The following is a 21,219-nucleotide window of genomic DNA, read 5'->3' on the forward strand; positions in this document are numbered from 1 at the left end:
TTCTTCGACATGTCCTGGGTACTTAGTCGAAGCGGCGGGGTACGTCGAGGGGTCACGCACGTCCGACGGGGGCGAGGACCGCGTCCGTGAGCGCCGCGAGGTCCCCCGGCGCCAGCTCGACCTCGAGGCCGCGGCGCCCCGCCGAGACGCAGACCGTGGCGTGCTTCTGGGCGGAGGAGTCGAGCACCGTACGCAGCTTCTTGCGTTGCCCGAGCGGCGAGATGCCGCCGCGCACGTACCCGGTCGTGCGCTCCGCGAGCGCCGGATCGGCCATCGTGGCGCGCTTGCCGCCGACGGCCGCCGCGAGCGCCTTCAGGTCGAGCTGGCCCGCCACCGGCACGACGCCGACGACGAGCGCGCCGTCCACGTCCGCGACGAGCGTCTTGAACACCCGGTCCGGGGACACACCCATGGCCTGGGCTGCCTCCTCGCCGTACGAGGCGTGCGCGGGATCGTGCTCGTAGGAGTGGACCGTGAAGGGGGTGCCCGCGGTGGTGAGGGCGACGGTCGCGGGCGTGCCTCCGGGCTGCTGCTTCTTGCTCTTCTTCGCCAACGTGCGAATCCCTTGATTCTCGGGTCAGTTGAGGCTGGTGGACTGCCGGGTGAGTTCGGTGGCCGGCAGTGACGGCAGATGGCGGATGATCGCCGTCTCCGCGCGCAGCAGCGTCAGCTCCTCGCGCAGCCGGGACGCCACGTCGGCGGCCTGGAGCAGGTGCTGCTTCGTCGGTACGTCGAGGACCGCGGCGGCCGCGACCAGGTACGACACCACCGACGGCTCGTCCGGCAGCTCCGCGCCCGTCGTCAGCGAGCGCTCACGGGCGCCCGCGAGGCGCTTCTGGTACGAGCGGAACGCGCGTAGCACCCCCTCCGCGAGGGCGCCCGCCTCCTCGCCGTCCTCCTCGGGCAGCTCCTCCACCTCGGCCGTCAGATACGGGCCCGAGGCGTCGACCGAGTGCAGCTTCACCCGGCGGGTGCCCGTGGCGAGCACCTCGAAGCTGCCGTCCGCGCGCTCCCTGATCGTCGCGGCGTCCGCGATGCAGCCGACGGCGTGGAAGGACGCGATGGGGTCGTCTCCGAAGCCCGCGGCCGGGCCCGCGCCCGCCTCCTTCGTCGTCACCTCGTCCGGCATGCCGGACGCGCTGGGCGCGACCTCGTGGCCGTCGCGGATCGCGACGACCACGAACTGGCGGGGCTCGTCCGAGGTGGACGGTTCGGTGTCGGGCTCCGACGGATCGTCGGGCGACGCCTTCAAGAGATCGCGCATCATGGCGCGATAGCGCTCCTCGAACACGTTCAGCGGGAGCACGAGTCCCGGGAACAGCACCGAGTTGAGCGGGAACAGCGGAAGTCGGACGGTGGTCACGTCGGCCAAGCGTAATGGTCATCGGACCGGGGCGGTCCGCCGCGCAGCGGCATCGTCGCCGCGACTTCGAGCCGGACCTGCCCGCGCAGCTCCATGAAATGGCCCAGCGGGTCGTCCGTGAGCCGGTCCCAGGGGAACGACGTCGCGTACGGGCCGATGAGCCGCAGCTGCTCCAGGGCGTCCTCCCAGCGTTCGAGTCCGACCAGTACGCAGGTCAGCAGGTTGCGCACCTCGGCGGGCCACGGGTCCGCGGGTTCGTAACCGCGGGAGAGGTCCACGGCGAGGTCGGCGGCGGCGTCCAGGCGGGCGCGGGGGATGCCCGTCTGCGGGGCGCCCGAGGTCAGATACGCGAGGGCCGCGCGGGCCGGGAGCGCCTTGAGCAGCGAGCCCGGCAGGGCGTCCTGCGCGGCGCGCTCCGCGAAGTCGAAGCACTCGCGGTGCGAGCCGTACCAGGCGGCCGACAGATAGCGCAGCGCCGCGACGTGGCAGCCGTAGTGGTGCGGGGAGCGGCGCACCGCCCGCTCCCACAGCTGCTCGAACTCTGTGTGCGGGGCGTTGGTGCCGCGGGCGTGGTCCAGGGCGATGCGCCAGGGGACCGGGTCGCGGGGGTCGGACTCGGCCGCGGCCAGGATCAGCGGGGTGACCTCGCGCAGCAGCTCGGCGTGGGCGGGCGCGGCGAAGGCGCGGGTGACGGCGAGTTCGGCCTTGACCAGGAGCAGGTCGGGGTCGTGCGGCGAGGCCTCCTGCCAGACCTCGAACCACTCGGGGCGGGCGGCGGCGAACGCGGCGAGGCGCTGCACGGCGCGGTCCCGGTTCTCCCACTCGGCGGCCTCGCGGGTCTGGGCGAGGGCCTTCGCGGCGGGGCCGTGGTCGCCGAGGCCCGCGGCGACGAGGGCGGGGGCGAGGCGGTCGTCCGGGGCGTCGAGGAGGAGTTCCTCGTCCGGGGGGAGGCCGATGCCCAGGGCGGTGGTGTGGCGGAGCATGCGGGTGGTGCGTATGAGGGCGCGCAGGAATGGCACGGGGCCTCCTTCTTCTGCGCGCGGGGACGTGGGTGCGGGTTGGTTGTTGCGGTGGGATGACGGTCGAAGGGGCCGAAAGGTTGCACGGGCCGGGGTACTTTTTGCCGCGACGTGGCCAGGGCCGCCGTGAACGGTGCGCCGCACCGGGGGCCGCCTTGCCCACCCTGCCGCCCAAGGCGGCAGATTGCCCAAGGCGGGGGCGGCAGCACCTAGCTTCTGCGGAGCAGGCGGGTGGCGCCTGCTGCCACTGTTGTCGCCAGGATCCAGCCCAGGAGGACCAGGATCGCCGAGGCCCACTGCCAGGGGCCGTGGAGCTGCCAGCTGCCGGCCTGGCCGAGGTCGATGACGGGGAGGAGGAGGTCGAGGGTGAAGAGGGCCGGGTCCCAGACGGGGCCCTCGCCGGGCTTGATGCGGGGGTGCGGGGCCTGGGAGAAGACGGCCGCGCTGAGCGCCCAGACGATCGCCATCCAGAGCGCGGCCCGGCCCGGCCGGTACCCGTACGCCACCGTCCAGTCCTGGATGTAGCCCCAGACCTTCGCCGCGACCGGCAGCGTCTCGCGGCGTCTGCGCTGCTTGGCGAGCAGCACCTCGCGCGCGTCGGAGTCCTCGCCGCCGCTCCGCAGCACCGTCGCCAGGCACTCGTACGGCTCCGGGCTGTACTCGGGTGTCGCCGCGGCGAGCCAGTCGAGGCGGCGGGCGAGGGGGAAGGAGCCGGACGGGATGAGGTTCTCGTACTGGAATCCGACGAGGCGGAGCTGGCCAGGGCCCGGCCAGCTGGTCGATCTGTCGACCAGGTTGGTCGCCCGCGCGCCGGACAGCACGATCCGCCCGCGCTCCGGCTTTTCGCAGAGGAAGCGCAGTTCCGGGGTCTGGATGCGGCGCATGGAGACCTCCTGCTCGTTCTCCATCGTGAAGCGCGCCGAGTCCAGGTCGACCGCGTCGCCGAACCGGCCGTCGTCGAGCCGCACCCCGCCCACGCACTCGAAGCGCTGCACACGGGTGCCGCGCGCGGGCGTCCCGCCGCCGTTCTGGAACGGGCCGCCGAGCGCGGCAGGGCCGAGGTACAGGGTCCGCTCGACCGACATCTGCGGAGCGTTCAGGGCGCGGCGCCCCGGCGTGGCCCGCAGCCGGCTGCCCCGCAGCGAGAGCGAGACGCCCACCGTCGCGCTGCGCAGGCTCAGCTCGCCGTGCGTCTCCAGCAGCTCGGCCTGGAGGTCCTGGCCGACCGTGAGCCCGTCCGCCATGATCGACTTCCCGCGCCGGTCGCCGAACACGACGGCCTGGTTGAGCAGCAGGTCCGTGCCGATGTGCGCGTCCGTGAGCCGGATCCCCTTGTGGAAGCGGCAGCGGGCGAGGTGCAGATCGCCCTCCGTGTGGACCCGGGCGCCCTCGAGGCGGGGCACCGAGCAGGCGATGAGGCGCACCGTCGTGAAGTGCGCCTCCGGGAGGAGCACTTCCTTCTCGAAGCGGCAGCCCTTCATCTCCACGTACGGGACGACGTTGCCGCCCGCGAGGTCGAACGCGTCGGTGATCTGCACGCCCTGGAGCTTGAGCGAGGAGACCCGGCCGTCCAGCGCCGGCGGGCCGTCGAGCAGCAGCCACGCCACGATGCGCGCCCGCACGCTGCGCTCCGGGCCCCAGGGGTGGCCGCCGTGCGGATCGTCCAGCGCGCTGTCCCCGGTGCGCAGGTCGTAGACGCTCCCGTTGCGGAACGCCTGCCACATCCCGACCTCGGTGGCGGTCAGCCCGTCCGGCACGTCCCCGTTGCCGGTGCCGGTCGTCCCCTCGACCACGACTGCTCTGCCTCCCCCGTGCGGCCCGCTGGTTCGTACAACCGTTCATGCCCGCTGTGTGACCGTCTGAACGCCGGTGGTCAGGTCGCCTGCCGGGATATCAGCCATTGATACGGGGCGCCGAGCGTAAACCCGCGTCTGAGAGAATTGTTCTGTGATCTCTCGAATCGATCTGCGCGGCGCCGCCCTCCCCGAGGGTCAGGCCCTGCGCTCGCTGCTGCCCCGTGCCGACTTCGATGTCGCGGCCGCCCTGGAGAAGGTGCGCCCGATCTGCGAGGACGTGCATCATCGCGGCGACGCGGCGCTGATCGAGTACGGGGAGAAATTCGACGGTGTGCGGCTGGAGTCCGTGCGGGTTCCCGCCGAGGCACTCCAGAAGGCGCTCGCCGATCTCGACCCCGCCGTGCGCGCCGCCCTGGAGGAGTCCATCCGCCGGGCCCGCATCGTCCACCGCGAGCAGCGTCGCGGCAGCCACACGACGCAGGTCGTGCCCGGCGGCTCCGTCACCGAGAAGTGGGTGCCGGTCGAGCGCGTCGGCCTGTACGCGCCCGGTGGCCGGTCCGTGTACCCGTCGTCCGTGATCATGAACGCGGTACCGGCGCAGGAGGCGGGCGTCGAGTCGGTCGCGCTGGCCTCGCCGCCGCAGAAGGAGTTCGGCGGCCTGCCGCACCCGACGATCCTCGCCGCGTGCGCGCTGCTCGGCGTCGACGAGGTGTACGCGGTCGGCGGCGCCCAGGCCGTCGCCATGTACGCGTACGGCACCGAGTCCTGCGCCCCGGCGAACATGGTGACCGGCCCGGGCAACATCTGGGTGGCCGCCGCCAAGCGCTACTTCACGGGCCGCATCGGCATCGACGCCGAGGCGGGCCCGACCGAGATCGCGGTCCTCGCCGACGCAGCCGCCGACCCGGTGCACGTCGCCTCCGACCTGATCAGTCAGGCCGAGCACGACCCGCTGGCCGCCGCCGTCCTCGTCACGGACAGCGAGGAACTCGCCGCCGCCGTGGAGAAGGAGCTGGAGCCGCAGGTCGCCGCCACCAAGCACGTCGAGGACCGGATCGTGCCCGCCCTCAAGGGCCGGCAGTCCGCGATCGTCCTCGTCGACTCGATCGACGACGGCCTCAAGGTCGTCGACGCGTACGGGGCCGAGCACCTGGAGATCCAGACCGCCGACGCCTCCGCCGTGGCCCAGCGGGTGCGGAACGCGGGCGCGATCTTCGTCGGCCCGTGGGCGCCCGTCTCCCTCGGTGACTACGCCGCCGGGTCCAACCACGTGCTGCCGACGGGCGGTTGCGCCTGCCACTCGTCCGGCCTGTCCGTCCAGTCCTTCCTGCGCGGCATCCACATCGTCGACTACACGAAGGACGCCCTCGCCGAGGTTGCGGCCACCGTGGTGACGCTCGCCGACGCGGAGGACCTGCCGGCGCACGGCGCGGCGATCAGGGCGCGGTTCGAGTGGCAGGTCCCGAAGGAGCCGAAGAACAAGTGACCAAGATCGACGACCTTCCCGTACGCGAGGAACTGCGCGGCAAGTCCCCTTACGGCGCACCGCAGTTGGACGTCGCCGTCCGGCTGAACACGAACGAGAACCCGTACCCGCTGCCCGAGCCCCTGGTGCGACGGATCGCCGAGCGCGTCGCCGACGCGGCCCGCGGGCTCAACCGCTACCCGGACCGGGACGCGGTCGAGCTGCGCACGGAACTCGCCAGGTACCTGACCCGTACGACCGGCTACGAGGTCGGTTACGAGCAGGTGTGGGCGGCCAACGGGTCGAACGAGGTGCTCCAGCAGCTCCTCCAGGCCTTCGGCGGCCCCGGCCGCCTGGCGCTCGGCTTCGAGCCCTCGTACTCGATGCACCCGCTGCTCGCCCGCGGCACCAACACCGGCTGGGTGAGCGCCCCGCGCCGCGAGGACTACTCCCTCGACGTGCCGGCCGCCGTCGAGGCGATCCGGACGCACAAGCCGCACGTCGTCTTCATCACCAGCCCCAACAACCCGACGGGCAACGCGGTCGCGGCCGAGGACGTCCTCGCGCTGTACGAGGCCGCGGGCCGGGACGCGATGGTGATCGTCGACGAGGCGTACACCGAGTTCAGCCACGGCACCTCGCTGCTCTCGCTGCTCGAGGGCCGGCCGAACCTCGTCGTCTCGCGGACGATGTCCAAGGCCTTCGGCGCGGCCGGGCTGCGGCTCGGCTACCTCGCCGCCGACCCGGCCGTGGTCGACGCCGTCCAACTGGTGCGCCTGCCCTACCACTTGTCGGCCGTGAACCAGGCGACGGCGCTCGCCGCCCTGGAATACACCGACACGCTGCTCCAGTACGTGGAACAGCTGAAGGCCGAACGCGACCGTGTGGTCACCGAGTTGGAGGGGTTCGGCTTCGACGTCACCGTCGCCGACGCCAACTTCATCCAGTTCGGCGTCTTCGAAGACCCGCATGCCGTCTGGCAGTTCATCCTCGACCGCGGCGTCCTGATCCGTGACAACGGAGTCCCGGGACGCCTGCGGGTGACCGTCGGCACCCCCGAAGAGAACGACGCGTTCCTGGACGCGGCCCGCGAAGTGAAAAAGGAGTTCGGCGCATGAGCCGCGTAGGACGTGTTGAACGTACGACCAAGGAGACCTCGGTCCTTGTCGAGATCGACCTCGACGGCACCGGCAAGGTCGATGTCGCGACCGGGGTCGGCTTCTACGACCACATGCTCGACCAGCTCGGCAAGCACGGCCTGTTCGACCTCACGGTGAAGACCGAGGGCGACCTGCACATCGACTCGCACCACACCATCGAGGACACCGCCCTCGCCCTCGGCGCCGCCTTCAAGCAGGCGCTCGGCGACAAGGTCGGCATCTACCGCTTCGGCAACTGCACGGTCCCGCTGGACGAGTCGCTCGCCCAGGTGACGGTGGACCTCAGCGGCCGCCCGTACCTCGTGCACACCGAGCCCGAGAAGCTGGCGCCGATGATCGGCGAGTACGACACGACGATGACCCGGCACATCCTGGAGTCCTTCGTCGCGCAGGCCCAGATCGCGCTGCACGTCCACGTCCCGTACGGGCGCAACGCGCACCACATCGTGGAGTGCCAGTTCAAGGCCCTCGCGCGCGCCCTGCGCTACGCGAGCGAGATAGACCCGCGCGCGGCCGCCGCCGGGATCCTTCCCTCCACGAAGGGCGCGCTGTGAGTGGCCTGTCCGCGGTCCTGATCTTCGTCGGCCTCTTCCTCGCCGGCGGCGCCTGGTCCTTCTGGAAGCAGAAACTGCCCAAGAGCGTCGTGGTGCTGATGGGGATCGGTTCCGCGATGTGTCTCGTCGCCGGAATCCTGCGGATGGAGTGGCTCTACTGATGTCGGCCGAGAAGACCAAGAGCGTCGTCGTCTTCGACTACGGCTTCGGGAACGTGCGCTCCGCCGAGCGCGCCCTCGCCCGCGCGGGCGCCGACGTCGAGATCACCCGCGACTTCGACAAGGCGATGAACGCCGACGGGCTGCTCGTGCCCGGCGTCGGCGCGTTCGCCGCCTGCATGAACGGGCTGAAGGAGGCGCGCGGCGACTGGCTCGTCGGCCGCCGCCTCGCCGGCGGTCGCCCTGTGATGGGCATCTGCGTCGGCATGCAGATCCTGTTCGCGCGCGGCATCGAGCACGGCGTGGAGGCGGAGGGCCTCGACGAGTGGCCCGGCGTCGTCGAGCCGCTCAAGGCCGATGTCGTCCCCCACATGGGCTGGAACACCGTGGACGCCCCGGAGGGCTCCCAGCTGTTCGCGGGCGTCGACACCGACGAGCGCTTCTACTTCGTGCACTCGTACGCCGTGCAGAACTGGGAGCTCGAAATCCACAACCCCTCCATGCGTGCGCCCAAGGTCACCTGGTCCACGCACGGCGGCCCGTTCGTGGCCGCCGTCGAGAACGGCGCGCTGTGGGCGACGCAGTTCCACCCCGAGAAGTCCGGCGACGCCGGAGCGCAGCTGCTGAAGAACTGGATCTCCGTACTGTGACCGCATCCGTGAATCCCGCGAAGAACAAGCTCGAACTGCTCCCCGCAGTCGACGTCCGCGACGGGCAGGCCGTCCGCCTCGTGCACGGCGAGTCCGGCTCCGAGACCTCCTACGGCTCCCCGCTGGAGGCGGCCCTCGCCTGGCAGCGTTCCGGCGCCGAGTGGCTGCACCTGGTCGACCTGGACGCCGCGTTCGGCACCGGCGACAACCGCGCGCTGATCTCCGAGGTCGCGAAGGCCATGGACATCAAGGTGGAGCTGTCCGGCGGCATCCGCGACGACGACTCGCTCGCCGCCGCCCTCGCCACCGGCGCCACCCGCGTCAACATCGGCACGGCCGCCCTGGAGGACCCCGAGTGGGTCGCCAAGATCATCGCCGAGCACGGCGACAAGATCGCGGTCGGCCTGGACGTCCGCGGCACGACGCTGCGCGGCCGCGGCTGGACCCGCGACGGCGGCGACCTGTACGAGACCCTGGAGCGCCTCGACTCCGAGGGCTGCTCCCGGTACGTCGTCACGGACATCGCCAAGGACGGCACGCTCCAGGGCCCGAACCTGGAGCTGCTGCGCAACGTCTGCGCGGCGACCGACCGCCCGGTCGTCGCCTCCGGAGGCGTCTCGTCCCTCGACGACCTGCGAGCCATCTCCGAGCTGGTTCCGCTCGGCGTCGAGGGCTCCATCGTCGGCAAGGCGCTGTACGCCAAGGCGTTCACGCTGGAAGAGGCCCTGGAGGCCGTGTCCCGATGAGCGACGACGACGTGCGGCGCGTGCAGTCCGGGAGTCCCTGGGAGGAGTCCTTCGGGTTCGCGCGCGCCGTCGCCGCCGGCGACCGGGTCGTCGTGGGCGGCACGACCTCGTTCCGCCAGGAGGTGCTGTACGGGGAGGGCGACCCGTACGAGCAGGCGACCGTCGCCTTCGCGAACGCCCTCGACGCGATCGCGGAGTTCGGGCTCGGCCCCGAGTCCGTGATCCGCACCCGGATGTATCTGACCCACGCGCGGGACGCCGACGAGGTCGGCCGCGCCCACAACGACGTATTCGCACAGGTGCGTCCCGCGACGACCCTGGTGGTCGTCACGGGCTTCGTCGACCCGCGCATCCTGGTCGAAGTCGAACTCGAAGCCTTCCGAGGAGCCACCCCGTGACGCTCGCCGTCCGAGTCATCCCCTGCCTCGACGTGGACAACGGCCGCGTCGTCAAGGGCGTCAACTTCCAGAACCTGCGCGACGCGGGCGACCCCGTCGAGATGGCGAAGGTCTACGACGCCGAAGGCGCGGACGAGTTGACCTTCCTGGACATCACCGCGTCCTCCGGCAACCGCGAGACCACGTACGACGTGGTGCGCCGCACCGCCGAGCAGGTCTTCATCCCGCTCACGGTCGGCGGCGGCGTGCGCACCGCGGAGGACGTGGACAAGCTGCTGCGGGCCGGCGCGGACAAGGTGGGGGTCAACACCGCCGCCATCGCCCGCCCGGAGCTGATCCGGGAGATCGCCGAGCGCTTCGGCAGCCAGGTCCTCGTCCTGTCCGTGGACGCGCGCCGCACCGAGACGGGCTCCTTCGAGGTGACGACGCACGGCGGGCGCAAGTCGGCCGGCATCGACGCCGTCGAATGGGCGCACCGGGCCGCGGAGTTGGGCGCGGGCGAGATCCTGCTCAACTCGATGGACGCCGACGGCACCAAGGACGGCTACGACATCGAGATGATCGAGGCCGTCCGAAAGCACGTGTCGGTGCCGGTGATCGCGTCGGGCGGCGCCGGAAAGCTGGAGCACTTCGCACCGGCCGTCGCCGCGGGCGCGGACGCCGTGCTCGCCGCCTCCGTCTTCCACTTCGGCGACCTCCGCATCGGTGAGGTCAAGGACACGCTGCGCGGGGCGGGGCACCCCGTCCGCTGAACCTTCCCGCGAGACCGGTGATTTCGCCGATGCGGGTGAGGCGGAACCGACGCCACCGTGGTCGCTGTCAGTGACCACGGTGGCGCCCCGGGACGGGCGCCGCCCTCCCGAGAGGAACGCGTCATCGTGCAGCAGCACAGAAGTGCGGCGCCCCCCGTGCACGCCCGGCGAGCCGCGAGTAAGTTCCGAACCCGCCTGATCCGTACGGGACTTGCCACCCTGCTGGCCCTCGGCGGACTCGCCACCCAGCAGGCCCTGACCGCGCAGGCGGCCGAGAACCCCTACGAGCGCGGCCCCGCCCCGACCGTTTCCAGCATCGAGGCCTCACGCGGCTCGTACGCCGTCTCGCAGACCACCGTCTCCTCGCTGGGCGTGAGCGGCTTCGGCGGCGGCACCATCTACTATCCGACGTCGACGGCCGACGGCACGTTCGGCGCGGTCGCGATCTCGCCGGGGTACACGGCGTACCAGTCGTCCATCGCCTGGCTGGGCCCGCGCCTCGCCTCGCAGGGCTTCGTCGTCTTCACCATCGACACCAACACCACGCTCGACCAGCCGGACAGCCGGGGCCGCCAACTCCTGTCCGCCCTCGACTACTTGACCCAGCAGAGCTCGGTGCGCGGCCGCATCGACACGAGCCGGCTCGGCGTCATGGGCCACTCCATGGGCGGCGGCGGCACGCTGGAGGCCGCCAAGAGCAGGCCCTCGCTCCAGGCGGCGATCCCCCTCACCGGGTGGAACCTCGACAAGACCTGGCCCGAGATCAAGACCCCGACGCTCGTCGTGGGCGCCGACGGCGACACCATCGCGCCCGTCCCCTCGCACTCCGAGCCCTTCTACCAGAGCCTGCCCGGATCGCTGGACAAGGCGTACGTGGAGCTGCGCGGGGCCACGCACTTCACGCCGAACACGTCCAACACCACGATCGCGAAGTACAGCATCTCGTGGCTCAAGCGCTTCATCGACAACGACACCCGGTACGAGCAGTTCCTCTGCCCGCTGCCGAGTTCGAGCCTCACGATCGCGGAGTACCGGGGCAACTGCCCGCACACCTCGTGACATTGACGCAGCGTCATGTCGTGACGTCGTGTGGTCGTGACGTCGTGAGGTACTGACGTCCTGTGCGCTGGAACAGGGTACGAACGCGCCGGTTGGGTCCTCGCCCAACCGGCGCTGTGCGTGGGCCGGTTCGCCACTAGGGTCCTTCTGGCGGATCAGGCTGGAGGCGGGCGACGGCGCGGAGCGTCGGCAACCGACGACGACGCCGAGGGGGTCCCCCTGGGCGTGCCGGGGCCCGCGACTCCAGCAGGATCCGTCAGGAGGGCCCTAGCGTGCGGCAAGTGAGCGGAAGAATGGTCCTGTTGCTTGCCGCTGCCGCGTACGAGGCCGATCCCGAGGGGCCCGGTGTCGACGCGGGGCTCGTGCTGCGGGCCGCCGCGGCGGCCGGGCTCGGCGCCGGTGATCTGGACGCGGCCGAGCGGGCGGGGCTGCGGCGCGGTCCCGACGGCCGGCTGCGGCTGCCGGGACGGCGCAGGCTGTACGAGGCCGTGGACCCGGAGCGGCGCAGGGCGGCGCACCGCTTGCTCGCCGCCGCGGCGGCGGGGGAGCGGCAGCGGTCCGCGGGGCTGCTGCACCGATCCCTCGGCGCGGCCTACCCGGACCCGGAGCTCGGCGCGGAACTGGCCGCGGCGGAGGGCGCGCCCCACGGAGAACGCTGCACGGCGCTCGCCCACGCGGCCCGCCTCGCCGATGCCCCGGCCGTCCGCGCCGAGCGGCTGGTCGCGGCGGCGGACCACGCGCGCCTCGCGGGCCGCCCGCACCGCGCGCGTGAACTCCTCGCGCAGCTGGGCGACTTGGCGGGGCCGGATGCCGTACGGGGCCGCGCCGCGCTGGTCCGCGGCCTGCTGGCGCTGCGCGACGGGCCGGTGGCCGACGCCCGCGAGTCCCTCCTGCTGGCGGCCCGCCTCTGCGTTGAACCGGCGGCCCTCGAAGCGCGTCTCGGCGCGGCGGAGGCGTCCTGGGCGCTGGGGGACAGGGCCGGGTACCGGGAGGCGGTCGAGCTCGGCGGTCGTGCGCGGCCGGGGGATTCCGCGCTCGACTACCGGGTCGGCATGGCCGCATCCCTGGGCGAGCGTGCCGGGGTGGGGCGGGTCGCGTTGCGGCGGGTCGTGGCGCGGTCCGCGGGTGAGCGGGAACCGGGGGCGCTGCTGCGCGCCGGGGCCGCCGCCCTCGTCGCCGGGGACGTCGACGCGGCCTGCCGCCTCGGCAGCCGTGCGCTCGCGGCCGCGCTGGACCGGGACGCGGGCGCCGAACTGCCGCGCGCCCTGGAGCTGCTCGCCTACGGTGAGCTGCGCTCCGGGCGGCACGTCCGCGCTCGCGCCCATGCCGAGGAGGGGGTGCGGGCCGCGATCGCCGCGGGGCAGCGCAACGTGCTCGCGCACCAGCACGCCGTCCTGGCCCTCGTCGCCTCGCTCGACCGCGACGTCGACACCGTCGCCCGGCATGCCGCCGCCGCGCAGCACGTCGCCGACCGGCACGGGCTCGTGCAGGCCGCGACGCTCGCCCAATGGGCCCTCGCCCGCGCCGATCTGGCCCGCGGGGACGCGGCCCGGGCCCTCGCGCGGCTGGGCCCGCTCGTCGGCCCCGGGCCCCGGCGCGGCCACTTCGGGGTGCGGATGCTCGCCGTGCCGTGCCTGGTCGAGGCCGCCGTCCTCGCGGGGGAGCCGGGCGGCGCTGGGGCCGCGGTCGGCGAGTTCACGGTGTGGGTGGACCGGGGCCACGACCCCGTGGCCCCGGCCCAACTGGCCCGTTGTCAGGCCCTGTTGGCGTGGGGCGCGCCGGCCACGGCCGAGTCCCGCTTCACGGAGTCCCTGGCCAGGCACGAGCGGGCGGGCGGCGACTTCGAGCGGGCCCGCACCCTCGCCCTCTACGGCAAGTGGCTGCGCCGCATCCGCCGTCCGGCGCGGGCCCGTACGTTGCTGCGTGACGCCCTGGTTGCCTTCGAGCGGTGCGGGGCCACGGTGTGGGCGGAGCAGGTGGCGGCGGAGCTGCGCGCCACGGGCGAGTCGTCGGACGTCGCCGAACCCCCGGGGCGGCTGGCCGAGTTGACGCCTCAACAGCTACGCATCGCCCGCTGCGTCGCGAAGGGCGACACCAACCGCGAGGTCGCCCGCCGCCTCTCGGTCAGCCCCCGCACGGTGGACCACCACCTCCGCAACGTCTTCGCCCAACTCGGCATCCGCTCCCGCGTCGAACTGACCCGCCTGGTCGACCGCACGGACCCGAGCCACCTCTGACCAGCGCCGAGGCCGTGGCCCGTCGCCATGGACACGCGCCGCCTTCCCCACCCTGCCGCCCAAGGCAACGCGGAACCGTAGCCCCCGGAGGGGGCGGGCGGCGGGAGACGGGCGGGGACCGAACCCCTTCCGCACCCGCGCTCCTCAAGCCGCGCCCCGCCCCTCAAGCCGCGCCCGCGCTCCTCAGGCCGCGCTCGCGCCCCTCAGGCCGCGCCCGCGCCCCTCAGGCCGCGCCCGCGCCCCTCAAGCCGCGCCCGCGTTCCTCGAGCCGCGTCCCTACTCCTCAGGCCGCGTCCGCCCCCCTCAAGCCACGCCCCCGCAATTCAAGCCCCTCCGGCGATTGAGGAGCGGGGTCCGGGGCGGAGCCCCGGGGGTGGGGGCGTTCTGACCTGCGCGTTCATTCAGGGGGCTGGAGACCGACCAGACGGTATGTCATTCTGCGGACTCGCACGTCGAGCCGTGGAGGACCGCTATGCCCGCGCACCTCGTACGTCCCCGCCCCCACACCGCCCCCGCCAAAGCGGCCCCCGTCGCCGTGCTGCGGCGTGCCGCGAGGCCGCTGCTCGGGCAACTCCCCGCGCTCACCGAGAGGCTGGCGGCGGAGCTGTACGAGCAGGAGCCCGCCTACCGGGCCGCCCTCGACACCGACCCCGGCGACGTACGCGCGGAGATCCGGCGCTCGCTGCGGCACAGCGTCGCCTCGCTGCTCGATCCCACCCGCAACCGGGACGCCGCCCGCGCCTGCTCCGCCCGGATCGGCGCCCAACGCGCCGCCCGCGGGTTCCCGCTCGACGCCGTCTCCCACGCCTTCAGGCTCGGCGGCGCCCTCGTCTGGCAGGCGCTCGTCGACGAGGTGACCCTGCGGCACCCCGAGGACGCCCACCTGCTGGTCCATCTCGCCGTCGACGTACGGAACTTCGTCGACGAGCACTGCGCCCACGTCGCCGAGTCCTACCGGCGCGCCGAGCGCGAACTCACCTGGCGGCGCGAGAACCGGCGCCGTCTGATGGCCGCCGCCCTCCTCGACGGCGCCATCCGCATCGCTGACCTGCCCGACGCGGCCGCCGCACTCGACCTGCCCGAACGCGGCCGCTACGCGGTGCTGATGGCCGACGGCGGCGGCCGGGTCGCACCCCGTACGGCCCTGCCCGCCGGCGTACGGGCCGTGTGGCACACCGCCGCCGACGCCGAACGCGCCATCGTCGACCTCGGAGAACGAGAACTGGATGCCGGTCAACTCGCCGCATCGCTACGGGAGTTCTGTCGTCGTGAGTCCGGTCTGCGTGTCGGCGTCAGCCCCGCCGTCGAAGGGCTCGCCGCCGTGGGCGGCGCCCGGCGGCTCGCCGAGACCGCGCTGCGCATCTGCCCCGCGGGCGGCGGCACCGTACTCCTGGACGAACACCTGCCCGCCGCCCTCGTCGCCGCCGCGCCCGCGCTCGGCCGGATCCTCGCCGACCGCGTCCTCGGCCCGCTGCTCGCCCTGCCCCCGGCCGACCGGACCCTGCTGCTCGACACGCTGACGGCCTGGCTGGACTGCGACGGCTCCGCGCAGCGCGCCGCCGCCCGCCTCTACTGCCACCGCAACACGGTCCTGAACCGGCTGCGCCGCTGCGAACAGCTCACCGGGCGCAGCCTCACCCGCCCCGCCGACCTCGTCGAACTCGGGCTCGCCCTCACCGCGCACCGCCTGGCCGCGCAGGCGGTCAGAGCCCCAGCGCCTTCGTCTCCGTGAGCCGCTCGACCGCGGACTTCTCGCCGTCCAGCTCCACGTCCGCCGCCTCCTGCCGGCCGAACGCGAACATCACCAGCTCCGCGGGCGCGCCCGTGACCGTGACCACGGGGGCGCCGCGGTGGGCCACCGCCGTCTGGCCGTCGGGACGGCGCAGCACCAGGCCGACGGGCGCCTTGCGGCCCATCACCCGCGCCATCCGCTCCAGGCGCGACCACAGGACGTCGGCGAAGACCGGGTCGAGCTCGCGCGGTGTCCAGTCGGGCTGCGCGCGGCGCACGTCCTCGGTGTGGACGTAGAACTCGATCGCGTTCGACGCCTCGTCGATCTGCTTGACGGAAAAGGGCGAGAAGCGCGGCGGCCCGGTGCGGATCAGCTGGATCAGCTCCTCGTACGGCTTCTCCGCGAACTCGGCCTGCACCCGCTCCAGGCGCGACGCGAGCTGTTTGACGAGGAGGCCGCCCGCGGCGTCCGGGCGGCGCTCGCGCACCACGACGTGCGCCGCGAGGTCCCGGGTGTTCCAGCCCTCACAGAGCGTGGGGGCGTCCGGCCCGGACGCCTCCAACAGGTCGGCGAGCAGAAGTCGTTCACGCTTGGCATGGGTCGACATACGGCCAGCCTACGACCGGCCGCGCCGCACCGGACAGTGGACGTTCGACTCGGCGCGGCACAATGGTCCGTATGACCAGTGCGCCCGTACCCAGCAGCAGCCTCGACCCGGCCGTCGCCGCCCGCCTCAAGCGGAGCGCCGACGGCCTGGTGCCCGCCATCGCCCAGCAGTACGACACCGGCGAGGTGCTCATGCTCGGCTGGATGGACGACGAGGCGCTGCACCGCACCCTGACCACGGGACGCTGCACGTACTGGTCGCGCAGCCGCCAGGAGTACTGGGTCAAGGGCGACACCTCGGGCCACTTCCAGCACGTGAAGTCGGTCGCCCTCGACTGCGACGCGGACACCGTCCTCGTCAAGGTCGACCAGGTGGGCGCCGCCTGCCACACCGGCGCCCGCACCTGCTTCGACCGCGACGAGCTGCCCGTCAGCGGCAGCGCAGCGTGATCTCCTGACGGTCCCGGAGGACGATGCTCGCCGGGTCCCCGGCCACCGTGTTGCCGTCGACCTCGGCCAGGCACAGGGGGCGCACGCCCCACTCCGTGAGGAACTGTCCGAGCGTGAAGTCCTGCCACTGGGCCGACTCCACGTGCAGGGTCCCGCTGGTGTCGTGCGTGTGCAGTGGGCTGAAGCGGGGCTTCTCGCCGGTGCGGTCGATGCCGATGTCGGCGGGGACGGTCACCTGACGGCCGCCCGCGTACACGGTGAGGTGGGGGTGGATGTGCATGGTCAGCTTCTCGGTGTCGAGCATCTCCAGGCCCGCGGCCTCGGCCCGCGCCTCGACATCGCCGGGAGCGGGCGCGGCCCATGCGTCGGGGGCGGGCGCGGCGCCGGTCAGCGCGGTCATGGCGACGGCGGCGAGGGCGATCCCGGACAGGGCCCTCACCGTGCGGGGGTTTCGGTGGCTCTTGGTCTTCGTCACCGCTCCCTTCTAGCGGGGCGCCGTCCACCACTCGACCAGGCGCGCGGGGCGTCCCCCCGACGGAAGTAGGCTCGTTCCATGGACCTCGAGACCTTCCGCAAGCTCGCGACCGACCGCCGAGTGATCCCCGTCAGCCGCAAGCTCCTCGCGGACGGTGACACGCCCGTCGGCCTGTACCGCAAGCTCGCCGCCGAGCGGCCCGGCACGTTCCTCCTGGAGTCCGCGGAGAACGGCCGCTCATGGTCCCGCTATTCGTTCGTCGGCGTGCACTCCGCGGGCACCCTGACCGAGCGCGACGGGCAGGCGCACTGGCTGGGCACGCCGCCGGTCGGTGTCCCGGTCGACGGCGACCCGCTGGCCGCGCTGCGCGCCACCGTCCAGACGCTGCACACCCCGCGCTACGAGGGGCTGCCCCCGTTCACCGGCGGCATGGTCGGTTATCTGGGGTACGACATCGTGCGCCGGCTGGAGAAGGTCGGACCCGGCGAGCGGGACGACCTCAAGCTGCCCGAGCTGACGATGCTGCTCACCAGCGACCTCGCCGTGCTCGACCACTGGGACGGTTCGGTGCTGCTGATCGCCAACGCGATCAACCACAACGACCTCGACACCGGTGTCGACGAGTCCTACGCCGACGCCGTCGCCCGCCTCGACGCGATGGAGGCCGACCTCGCCAAGCCGGTCGAGACGGCCCCCACCGCGCTGCCGCCGTCCGAGCTGCCCGAGTTCGCTGCCCTGTGGGGCGGCAAGCAGTACCAGGACGCCGTCGAGGACATCAAGGAGCGCATCCGGGCGGGCGAGGCCTTCCAGGTCGTCCCGTCCCAGCGCTTCGAAACCCCTTGCACCGCAAGCGCGTTGGACGTCTACCGGGTGCTGCGGGCCACGAACCCGTCGCCGTACATGTACCTGTTCCGCTTCGACGGGTTCGACGTCGTCGGCTCCTCGCCGGAGGCCCTCGTCAAGGTCGAGGACGGGCGCGCCATGGTGCACCCCATCGCCGGGACCCGGCCGCGCGGAGCGAGCCCGCAGGAGGACCACGACCTCGCCGAGGAGCTGCTCGGCGACCCCAAGGAGCGGGCCGAGCACCTGATGCTCGTCGACCTCGGGCGCAACGACCTGGGGCGGGTCTGCGAGCCCGGCTCCGTCGAGGTCGTCGACTTCATGTCCATCGAGAAGTACTCGCACGTCATGCACATCGTCTCGACCGTGACGGGCACCGTCGCCGAGGGCCACACCGCCTTCGACGTGCTGACCTCCTGCTTCCCGGCCGGCACCCTCTCCGGCGCCCCCAAGCCGCGCGCGCTGCAGATCATCGACGAGCTGGAGCCTTCGCGCCGCGGCGTCTACGGCGGCTGCGTCGGCTACCTCGACTTCGCCGGGGACTCCGACACCGCCATCGCCATCCGTACGGCGCTGCTGCGTGAGGGAACCGCGTACGTGCAGGCGGGCGCGGGTGTCGTGGCCGATTCCGACCCGGTCGCCGAGGACACCGAGTGCCGCAACAAGGCGGCGGCGGTGCTGCGCGCCGTGCACACCGCGAACCGGATGTGAGGCGGAACGCCCTGTGACGTGACGCACGACTCCGGGCCCCGGCGCACGTAAACCCGTACAGACAGGCGATAGTGGAGTACGTGACTGCTGTACCGCACCCCCGTAACGATGCCGCCGAGTCGGACGAACCGGCCGCTTCCTCGTCGAGCGGCCGGCGAAGCCTCGCCGTCGCCCTGCTCTGCGGGGCCGCGGGAGCCGCGATCGCCCTGCTCGCCTCCCGGCAGGAGTGGAGTTCGGGCTTCGCCGCCGTCGCGGGCGGCAAGCTGCCGCTGACCGCCAAGGGCAGCGACGTCACGGGCGTCCCCGCGGCCCTCGCCATAGTGGGCCTCGCCGCGCTCGTCGCCGTGTTCGCGGTCCGCAAGGTCGGCCGCGTCCTGGTCGCCCTGCTGCTCGCGCTCAGCGGCGCGGGCGCCGTCGCCGCCGCCGTGCTCGGCGCGGGCGACAGCGCCGCGCTCGACGAGAAGGCGGCGCAGGCCGCCGGTGACGCCTCCGCCACCATCCACGCCCTCAGCACCACCGCATGGCCGTACGTCTCGGCGGCCGGCGGCGCACTCATCCTGATCGCCGGGATCCTCGCCGTGGTGTACGGCGCGGCCTGGCCGTCGATGGGCGGCCGCTACGAGCGCTCCGGCGCCCCGCGGACCCGCCGCGCCAAGCCCGTCGACCCGGACCGCCCCGAGGAACTCTGGAAGGCCCTCGACCGCGGCGAGGACCCGACTGGCGCATAGCGCGGCCCGCACCCCGCGTTCCGAGCTTGTTCGCGGGTGCGGGACAATAGATAGGAACGTCGTACGTCATGCGTACGCATAGGCCATAAGCAACGAGGAGCAAGCCATGGCGGACAGCAGCCACGGACACACCCCGGCCGCCTGGACCGGTGTCATCATCGCCTTCATCGGTTTCTGTGTCGCGGGCGCCTTCATGGTGATGGGCAGCATCGCCGGTTTCTGGGCCGGCATCGCCCTGCTCGCGATCGCCGCGATCGTCGGCGGCGCGATGAGCGCCATGGGCATGGGCAAGCCGAAGCGTGCCGAGCTGCGGCTCCCGTCCACCGGGACCGCGCAGACCGCCGGCTCGGAGGCCTGAGCCCTCGTAAGGACCCACGAAAGGAGTGGAGCGGCCGACCGACCGGCCGCCCCACTCCTTTCGTGTTTTCCGGGGAGCGGGACCGGGCCCGCGGATGCAGAATTCACGGGTGACCGTGGAGACGACCGACACCGCCCCCGCCCGCTTCGGCGCCCTTCGCCGGCTCGGCGTACCGCTCGGCGTGCTCGGGGGTGTCGCCCTCGCCTTCGCCTATGTGGGCGCCGTCGACCCCAATGAGCCCGGCCACTACCCGGGCTGCCCGTTCCTCCAGCTCACGGGCGCCTACTGCCCCGGCTGCGGCGGGCTGCGCAGCGCCCACGCGGTCGCGCACGGGGATCTCGCCGGCGCGCTCGGGGACAACGCCCTCGCCGTCGTCGGGTACGCCCTGTTCGCCGTCGTCTGGACGGTGTGGGCGGTGCGGGCGGCCCGCGGCCGGGCCGTGAGCTTCGCGCTCGGCCGCGTACAGCTGTGGACCCTCGGCGGGGTCGTGCTCGCGTTCACGGTTGTCCGGAACCTGCCGTTCGGTGGCTTCCTAAGCCCTTGATCAACTGCGTTTGTCCAGGTAGTGGGACCAGCGTCAACCGGATGCGGGACCTTCGCCCTCCGGCGGATATCATTCACAAAGACCAGATGGCCACCCAGGGGATGCCCGGAAAGGAGTCCGCTCGCGTGAGTGTGCTCGACGAGATCATCGACGGAGTCCGTGCCGACCTTGCGGAGCGGCAGGCGCGCGTCAGCCTCGACGAGCTCAAGGAGCGCGCGGCGAAGGCTCGCCCGGCCAAGGACGGAGTGGCCGCGCTCAAGGGCGACGGCGTCAAGGTGATCTGCGAGGTCAAGCGGTCCAGCCCCTCCAAGGGCGCGCTCGCCGCGATCGCCGACCCGGCCGCCCTCGCCGCCGATTACGAGGCGGGCGGCGCGGCCGTCATCTCCGTCCTCACCGAGCAGCGCCGCTTCGGCGGCTCGCTCGCCGACCTCGAGGCCGTCCGCGCCAAGGTCGACATCCCGATCCTGCGCAAGGACTTCATCGTCACGTCGTACCAGCTGTGGGAGGCCCGGGCGTACGGCGCCGACCTCGCGCTGCTGATCGTCGCGGCCCTGGAGCAGCCCGCCCTGGAGTCCCTCATCGAGCGCGCCGAGTCCATCGGCCTCACGCCGCTCGTCGAGGCGCACGACGAGGACGAGGTGGAGCGCGCGATCGAGGCCGGGGCCAAGATCATCGGCATCAACACCCGCAACCTCAAGGACCTTTCGGTCGACCGCGGCACCTTCGAGCGCGTCGCCCCGGACATCCCGGACCACATCGTCAAGGTGGCCGAGTCCGGCGTGCGCGGCCCGCACGACCTGATCGCGTACGCCAACGCGGGGGCGGACGCCGTCCTCGTCGGCGAGTCCCTGGTGACCGGCCGCGACCCGAAGTCCGCCGTCGCCGACCTCGTCGCCGCCGGCGCCCACCCCGCCCTGCGGCACGGACGGTAGACTCACCGCCATGGCCATTGCCTCCCGCCTCGCTCCCGGTTGCCGCCCCCGCGGCTGCCGGGCTCCGGCGCGCCGTGTGCGCGGCAGGCGGGTCAGGTACCACATCGGCGCGGAGCCGGGCCAGATCAACGGCATGCGATGGCGAGGCGCCCTGTAGGTCCTGTCTTCAAACTCCCGTCTGCCGCGCGGCGACTGGCACGCACGCTCGCGGCGTTGCCGAACGGCCCGAGTAGCTCCGCTACTAGGACCTTCCGGCGCCTTGCGATCGCACGCACCAGTCGCCGCGCGGCCGCCCTTCGGGCGACGACGGGAGTTTGAAGACAGGACCTAGGGGCGCGGGTGCCACACCTGACAAGCGGGCGGCCACCGCCGACCACCGGACGGCCACCGCCGCGCGGGCGCGAGTGAGCAACCGGCGGCGTCCGCGATCGAGTACGTACCTTGGGCCCCAGCAAGGGGCGCGGGCGCGTGCTGCGCAGTCACCCA

Annotated in this window: 24 protein-coding genes; 18 read left to right on the forward strand and 6 right to left on the reverse strand. The window is 72.9% G+C overall.

The annotated features are described in order from the left end of the window. Positions 1 to 52 precede the first annotated feature (52 nt). From ybaK to ACP4E5_RS32545, 4 genes are all read right to left on the reverse strand, one after another. Positions 53 to 553 (reverse strand): Cys-tRNA(Pro) deacylase, encoded by a 501-nt coding sequence (ybaK, locus tag ACP4E5_RS32530; RefSeq protein WP_425834967.1) that lies wholly within the window; start codon positions 551 to 553, stop codon positions 53 to 55. Between the two features lie 24 nt (positions 554 to 577). After that, on the reverse strand, positions 578 to 1,363 hold the full coding sequence (locus ACP4E5_RS32535) for an LON peptidase substrate-binding domain-containing protein (RefSeq protein WP_425834969.1): 786 nt from the start codon (positions 1,361 to 1,363) through the stop codon (positions 578 to 580). Then, positions 1,360 to 2,346 (reverse strand): hypothetical protein, encoded by a 987-nt coding sequence (locus ACP4E5_RS32540; protein WP_425841810.1) that lies wholly within the window; start codon positions 2,344 to 2,346, stop codon positions 1,360 to 1,362. Before ACP4E5_RS32540 ends, ACP4E5_RS32535 begins: the two co-directional genes overlap by 4 nt. A gap of 245 nt (positions 2,347 to 2,591) precedes the next feature. Next, positions 2,592 to 4,175 (reverse strand): oxidoreductase, encoded by a 1,584-nt coding sequence (locus ACP4E5_RS32545; RefSeq protein ID WP_425834971.1) that lies wholly within the window; start codon positions 4,173 to 4,175, stop codon positions 2,592 to 2,594. A 154-nt stretch (positions 4,176 to 4,329) separates the two neighbouring features. Between ACP4E5_RS32545 and hisD the strand changes: the two genes are divergently transcribed. The 11 genes from hisD (at position 4,330) to ACP4E5_RS32600 (ending at position 15,089) form a co-directional block, all read left to right on the forward strand. Next, a complete protein-coding gene (gene hisD / locus ACP4E5_RS32550; protein WP_425834973.1) occupies positions 4,330 to 5,664 on the forward strand; it encodes a histidinol dehydrogenase in 1,335 nt (444 codons plus the stop codon). Further along, a complete protein-coding gene (locus ACP4E5_RS32555) occupies positions 5,661 to 6,761 on the forward strand; it encodes a histidinol-phosphate transaminase (RefSeq protein WP_425834975.1) in 1,101 nt (366 codons plus the stop codon). Before hisD ends, ACP4E5_RS32555 begins: the two co-directional genes overlap by 4 nt. Then, positions 6,758 to 7,357: an imidazoleglycerol-phosphate dehydratase HisB gene (gene hisB, locus ACP4E5_RS32560; RefSeq protein ID WP_403849747.1), complete on the forward strand. Its 600-nt coding sequence runs from the start codon at positions 6,758 to 6,760 to the stop codon at positions 7,355 to 7,357. The genes ACP4E5_RS32555 and hisB overlap by 4 nt, the downstream gene beginning before the upstream one ends. Further along, positions 7,354 to 7,518: a hypothetical protein gene (locus ACP4E5_RS32565; RefSeq protein WP_425834978.1), complete on the forward strand. Its 165-nt coding sequence runs from the start codon at positions 7,354 to 7,356 to the stop codon at positions 7,516 to 7,518. The genes hisB and ACP4E5_RS32565 overlap by 4 nt, the downstream gene beginning before the upstream one ends. Beyond that, on the forward strand, positions 7,518 to 8,165 hold the full coding sequence (gene hisH / locus ACP4E5_RS32570; protein WP_425834980.1) for an imidazole glycerol phosphate synthase subunit HisH: 648 nt from the start codon (positions 7,518 to 7,520) through the stop codon (positions 8,163 to 8,165). The genes ACP4E5_RS32565 and hisH overlap by 1 nt, the downstream gene beginning before the upstream one ends. A gap of 8 nt (positions 8,166 to 8,173) precedes the next feature. After that, the gene (gene priA / locus ACP4E5_RS32575) at positions 8,174 to 8,911 is read left to right on the forward strand and encodes a bifunctional 1-(5-phosphoribosyl)-5-((5-phosphoribosylamino)methylideneamino)imidazole-4-carboxamide isomerase/phosphoribosylanthranilate isomerase PriA (RefSeq protein WP_425834982.1); all 738 of its coding nucleotides are present in this window, start codon (positions 8,174 to 8,176) and stop codon (positions 8,909 to 8,911) included. After that, on the forward strand, positions 8,908 to 9,309 hold the full coding sequence (locus tag ACP4E5_RS32580; protein WP_425834984.1) for a RidA family protein: 402 nt from the start codon (positions 8,908 to 8,910) through the stop codon (positions 9,307 to 9,309). Before priA ends, ACP4E5_RS32580 begins: the two co-directional genes overlap by 4 nt. Continuing rightward, complete coding sequence (gene hisF / locus ACP4E5_RS32585) at positions 9,306 to 10,061, forward strand: imidazole glycerol phosphate synthase subunit HisF (protein ID WP_425834986.1); 756 nt, start codon at positions 9,306 to 9,308, stop codon at positions 10,059 to 10,061. Before ACP4E5_RS32580 ends, hisF begins: the two co-directional genes overlap by 4 nt. A 126-nt stretch (positions 10,062 to 10,187) precedes the next feature. Continuing rightward, positions 10,188 to 11,120 carry a bis(hydroxyethyl) terephthalate hydrolase gene (bdeA, locus tag ACP4E5_RS32590; protein WP_425834988.1) on the forward strand — a complete coding sequence of 311 codons (933 nt, stop codon included), beginning with the start codon at positions 10,188 to 10,190 and terminating at the stop codon, positions 11,118 to 11,120. Positions 11,121 to 11,401: 281 nt separating this feature from the next. Beyond that, a complete protein-coding gene (locus ACP4E5_RS32595) occupies positions 11,402 to 13,357 on the forward strand; it encodes a LuxR C-terminal-related transcriptional regulator (RefSeq protein WP_425834990.1) in 1,956 nt (651 codons plus the stop codon). Positions 13,358 to 13,829: 472 nt separating this feature from the next. Beyond that, entirely contained in the window at positions 13,830 to 15,089 is a 1,260-nt protein-coding gene (locus tag ACP4E5_RS32600; RefSeq protein WP_425834992.1) for an RsbRD N-terminal domain-containing protein, read from the forward strand. Here ACP4E5_RS32600 and ACP4E5_RS32605 read toward each other — a convergent pair. Then, positions 15,061 to 15,696 carry a TIGR03085 family metal-binding protein gene (locus tag ACP4E5_RS32605; protein WP_425834994.1) on the reverse strand — a complete coding sequence of 212 codons (636 nt, stop codon included), beginning with the start codon at positions 15,694 to 15,696 and terminating at the stop codon, positions 15,061 to 15,063. The genes ACP4E5_RS32600 and ACP4E5_RS32605 overlap by 29 nt on opposite strands. A gap of 71 nt (positions 15,697 to 15,767) precedes the next feature. Here ACP4E5_RS32605 and hisI point away from each other — a divergent pair, with 71 nt between their 5' ends. Next, a complete protein-coding gene (gene hisI, locus ACP4E5_RS32610; protein ID WP_425834996.1) occupies positions 15,768 to 16,145 on the forward strand; it encodes a phosphoribosyl-AMP cyclohydrolase in 378 nt (125 codons plus the stop codon). On the opposite strand, the gene ACP4E5_RS32615 is transcribed toward hisI, so the two are convergent. Continuing rightward, positions 16,126 to 16,620: a hypothetical protein gene (locus tag ACP4E5_RS32615; RefSeq protein ID WP_425834998.1), complete on the reverse strand. Its 495-nt coding sequence runs from the start codon at positions 16,618 to 16,620 to the stop codon at positions 16,126 to 16,128. The genes hisI and ACP4E5_RS32615 overlap by 20 nt on opposite strands. Positions 16,621 to 16,698: 78 nt before the next feature. Here ACP4E5_RS32615 and ACP4E5_RS32620 point away from each other — a divergent pair, with 78 nt between their 5' ends. From ACP4E5_RS32620 to trpM, 6 genes are all read left to right on the forward strand, one after another. Beyond that, a complete protein-coding gene (locus ACP4E5_RS32620; RefSeq protein WP_425835000.1) occupies positions 16,699 to 18,171 on the forward strand; it encodes an anthranilate synthase component I in 1,473 nt (490 codons plus the stop codon). Between the two features lie 71 nt (positions 18,172 to 18,242). Continuing rightward, positions 18,243 to 18,899, forward strand: coding sequence for a TIGR02234 family membrane protein (locus ACP4E5_RS32625; protein ID WP_425835002.1), 657 nt, complete (start codon positions 18,243 to 18,245; stop codon positions 18,897 to 18,899). Positions 18,900 to 19,005: 106 nt separating this feature from the next. Beyond that, entirely contained in the window at positions 19,006 to 19,257 is a 252-nt protein-coding gene (locus ACP4E5_RS32630) for an HGxxPAAW family protein (protein ID WP_425835004.1), read from the forward strand. Between the two features lie 94 nt (positions 19,258 to 19,351). Beyond that, complete coding sequence (locus tag ACP4E5_RS32635) at positions 19,352 to 19,801, forward strand: DUF2752 domain-containing protein (RefSeq protein ID WP_425835006.1); 450 nt, start codon at positions 19,352 to 19,354, stop codon at positions 19,799 to 19,801. Positions 19,802 to 19,926: 125 nt separating this feature from the next. After that, a complete protein-coding gene (gene trpC, locus ACP4E5_RS32640) occupies positions 19,927 to 20,733 on the forward strand; it encodes an indole-3-glycerol phosphate synthase TrpC (protein ID WP_425835008.1) in 807 nt (268 codons plus the stop codon). A gap of 10 nt (positions 20,734 to 20,743) precedes the next feature. Beyond that, entirely contained in the window at positions 20,744 to 20,890 is a 147-nt protein-coding gene (gene trpM, locus ACP4E5_RS32645) for a tryptophan biosynthesis modulator TrpM (RefSeq protein ID WP_425835010.1), read from the forward strand. The last annotated feature ends 329 nt before the right edge of the window (positions 20,891 to 21,219 follow it).

Origin of the sequence: Streptomyces fractus (assembly GCF_049844455.1) — a bacterium.
Taxonomy (GTDB): domain Bacteria; phylum Actinomycetota; class Actinomycetes; order Streptomycetales; family Streptomycetaceae; genus Streptomyces; species Streptomyces fractus.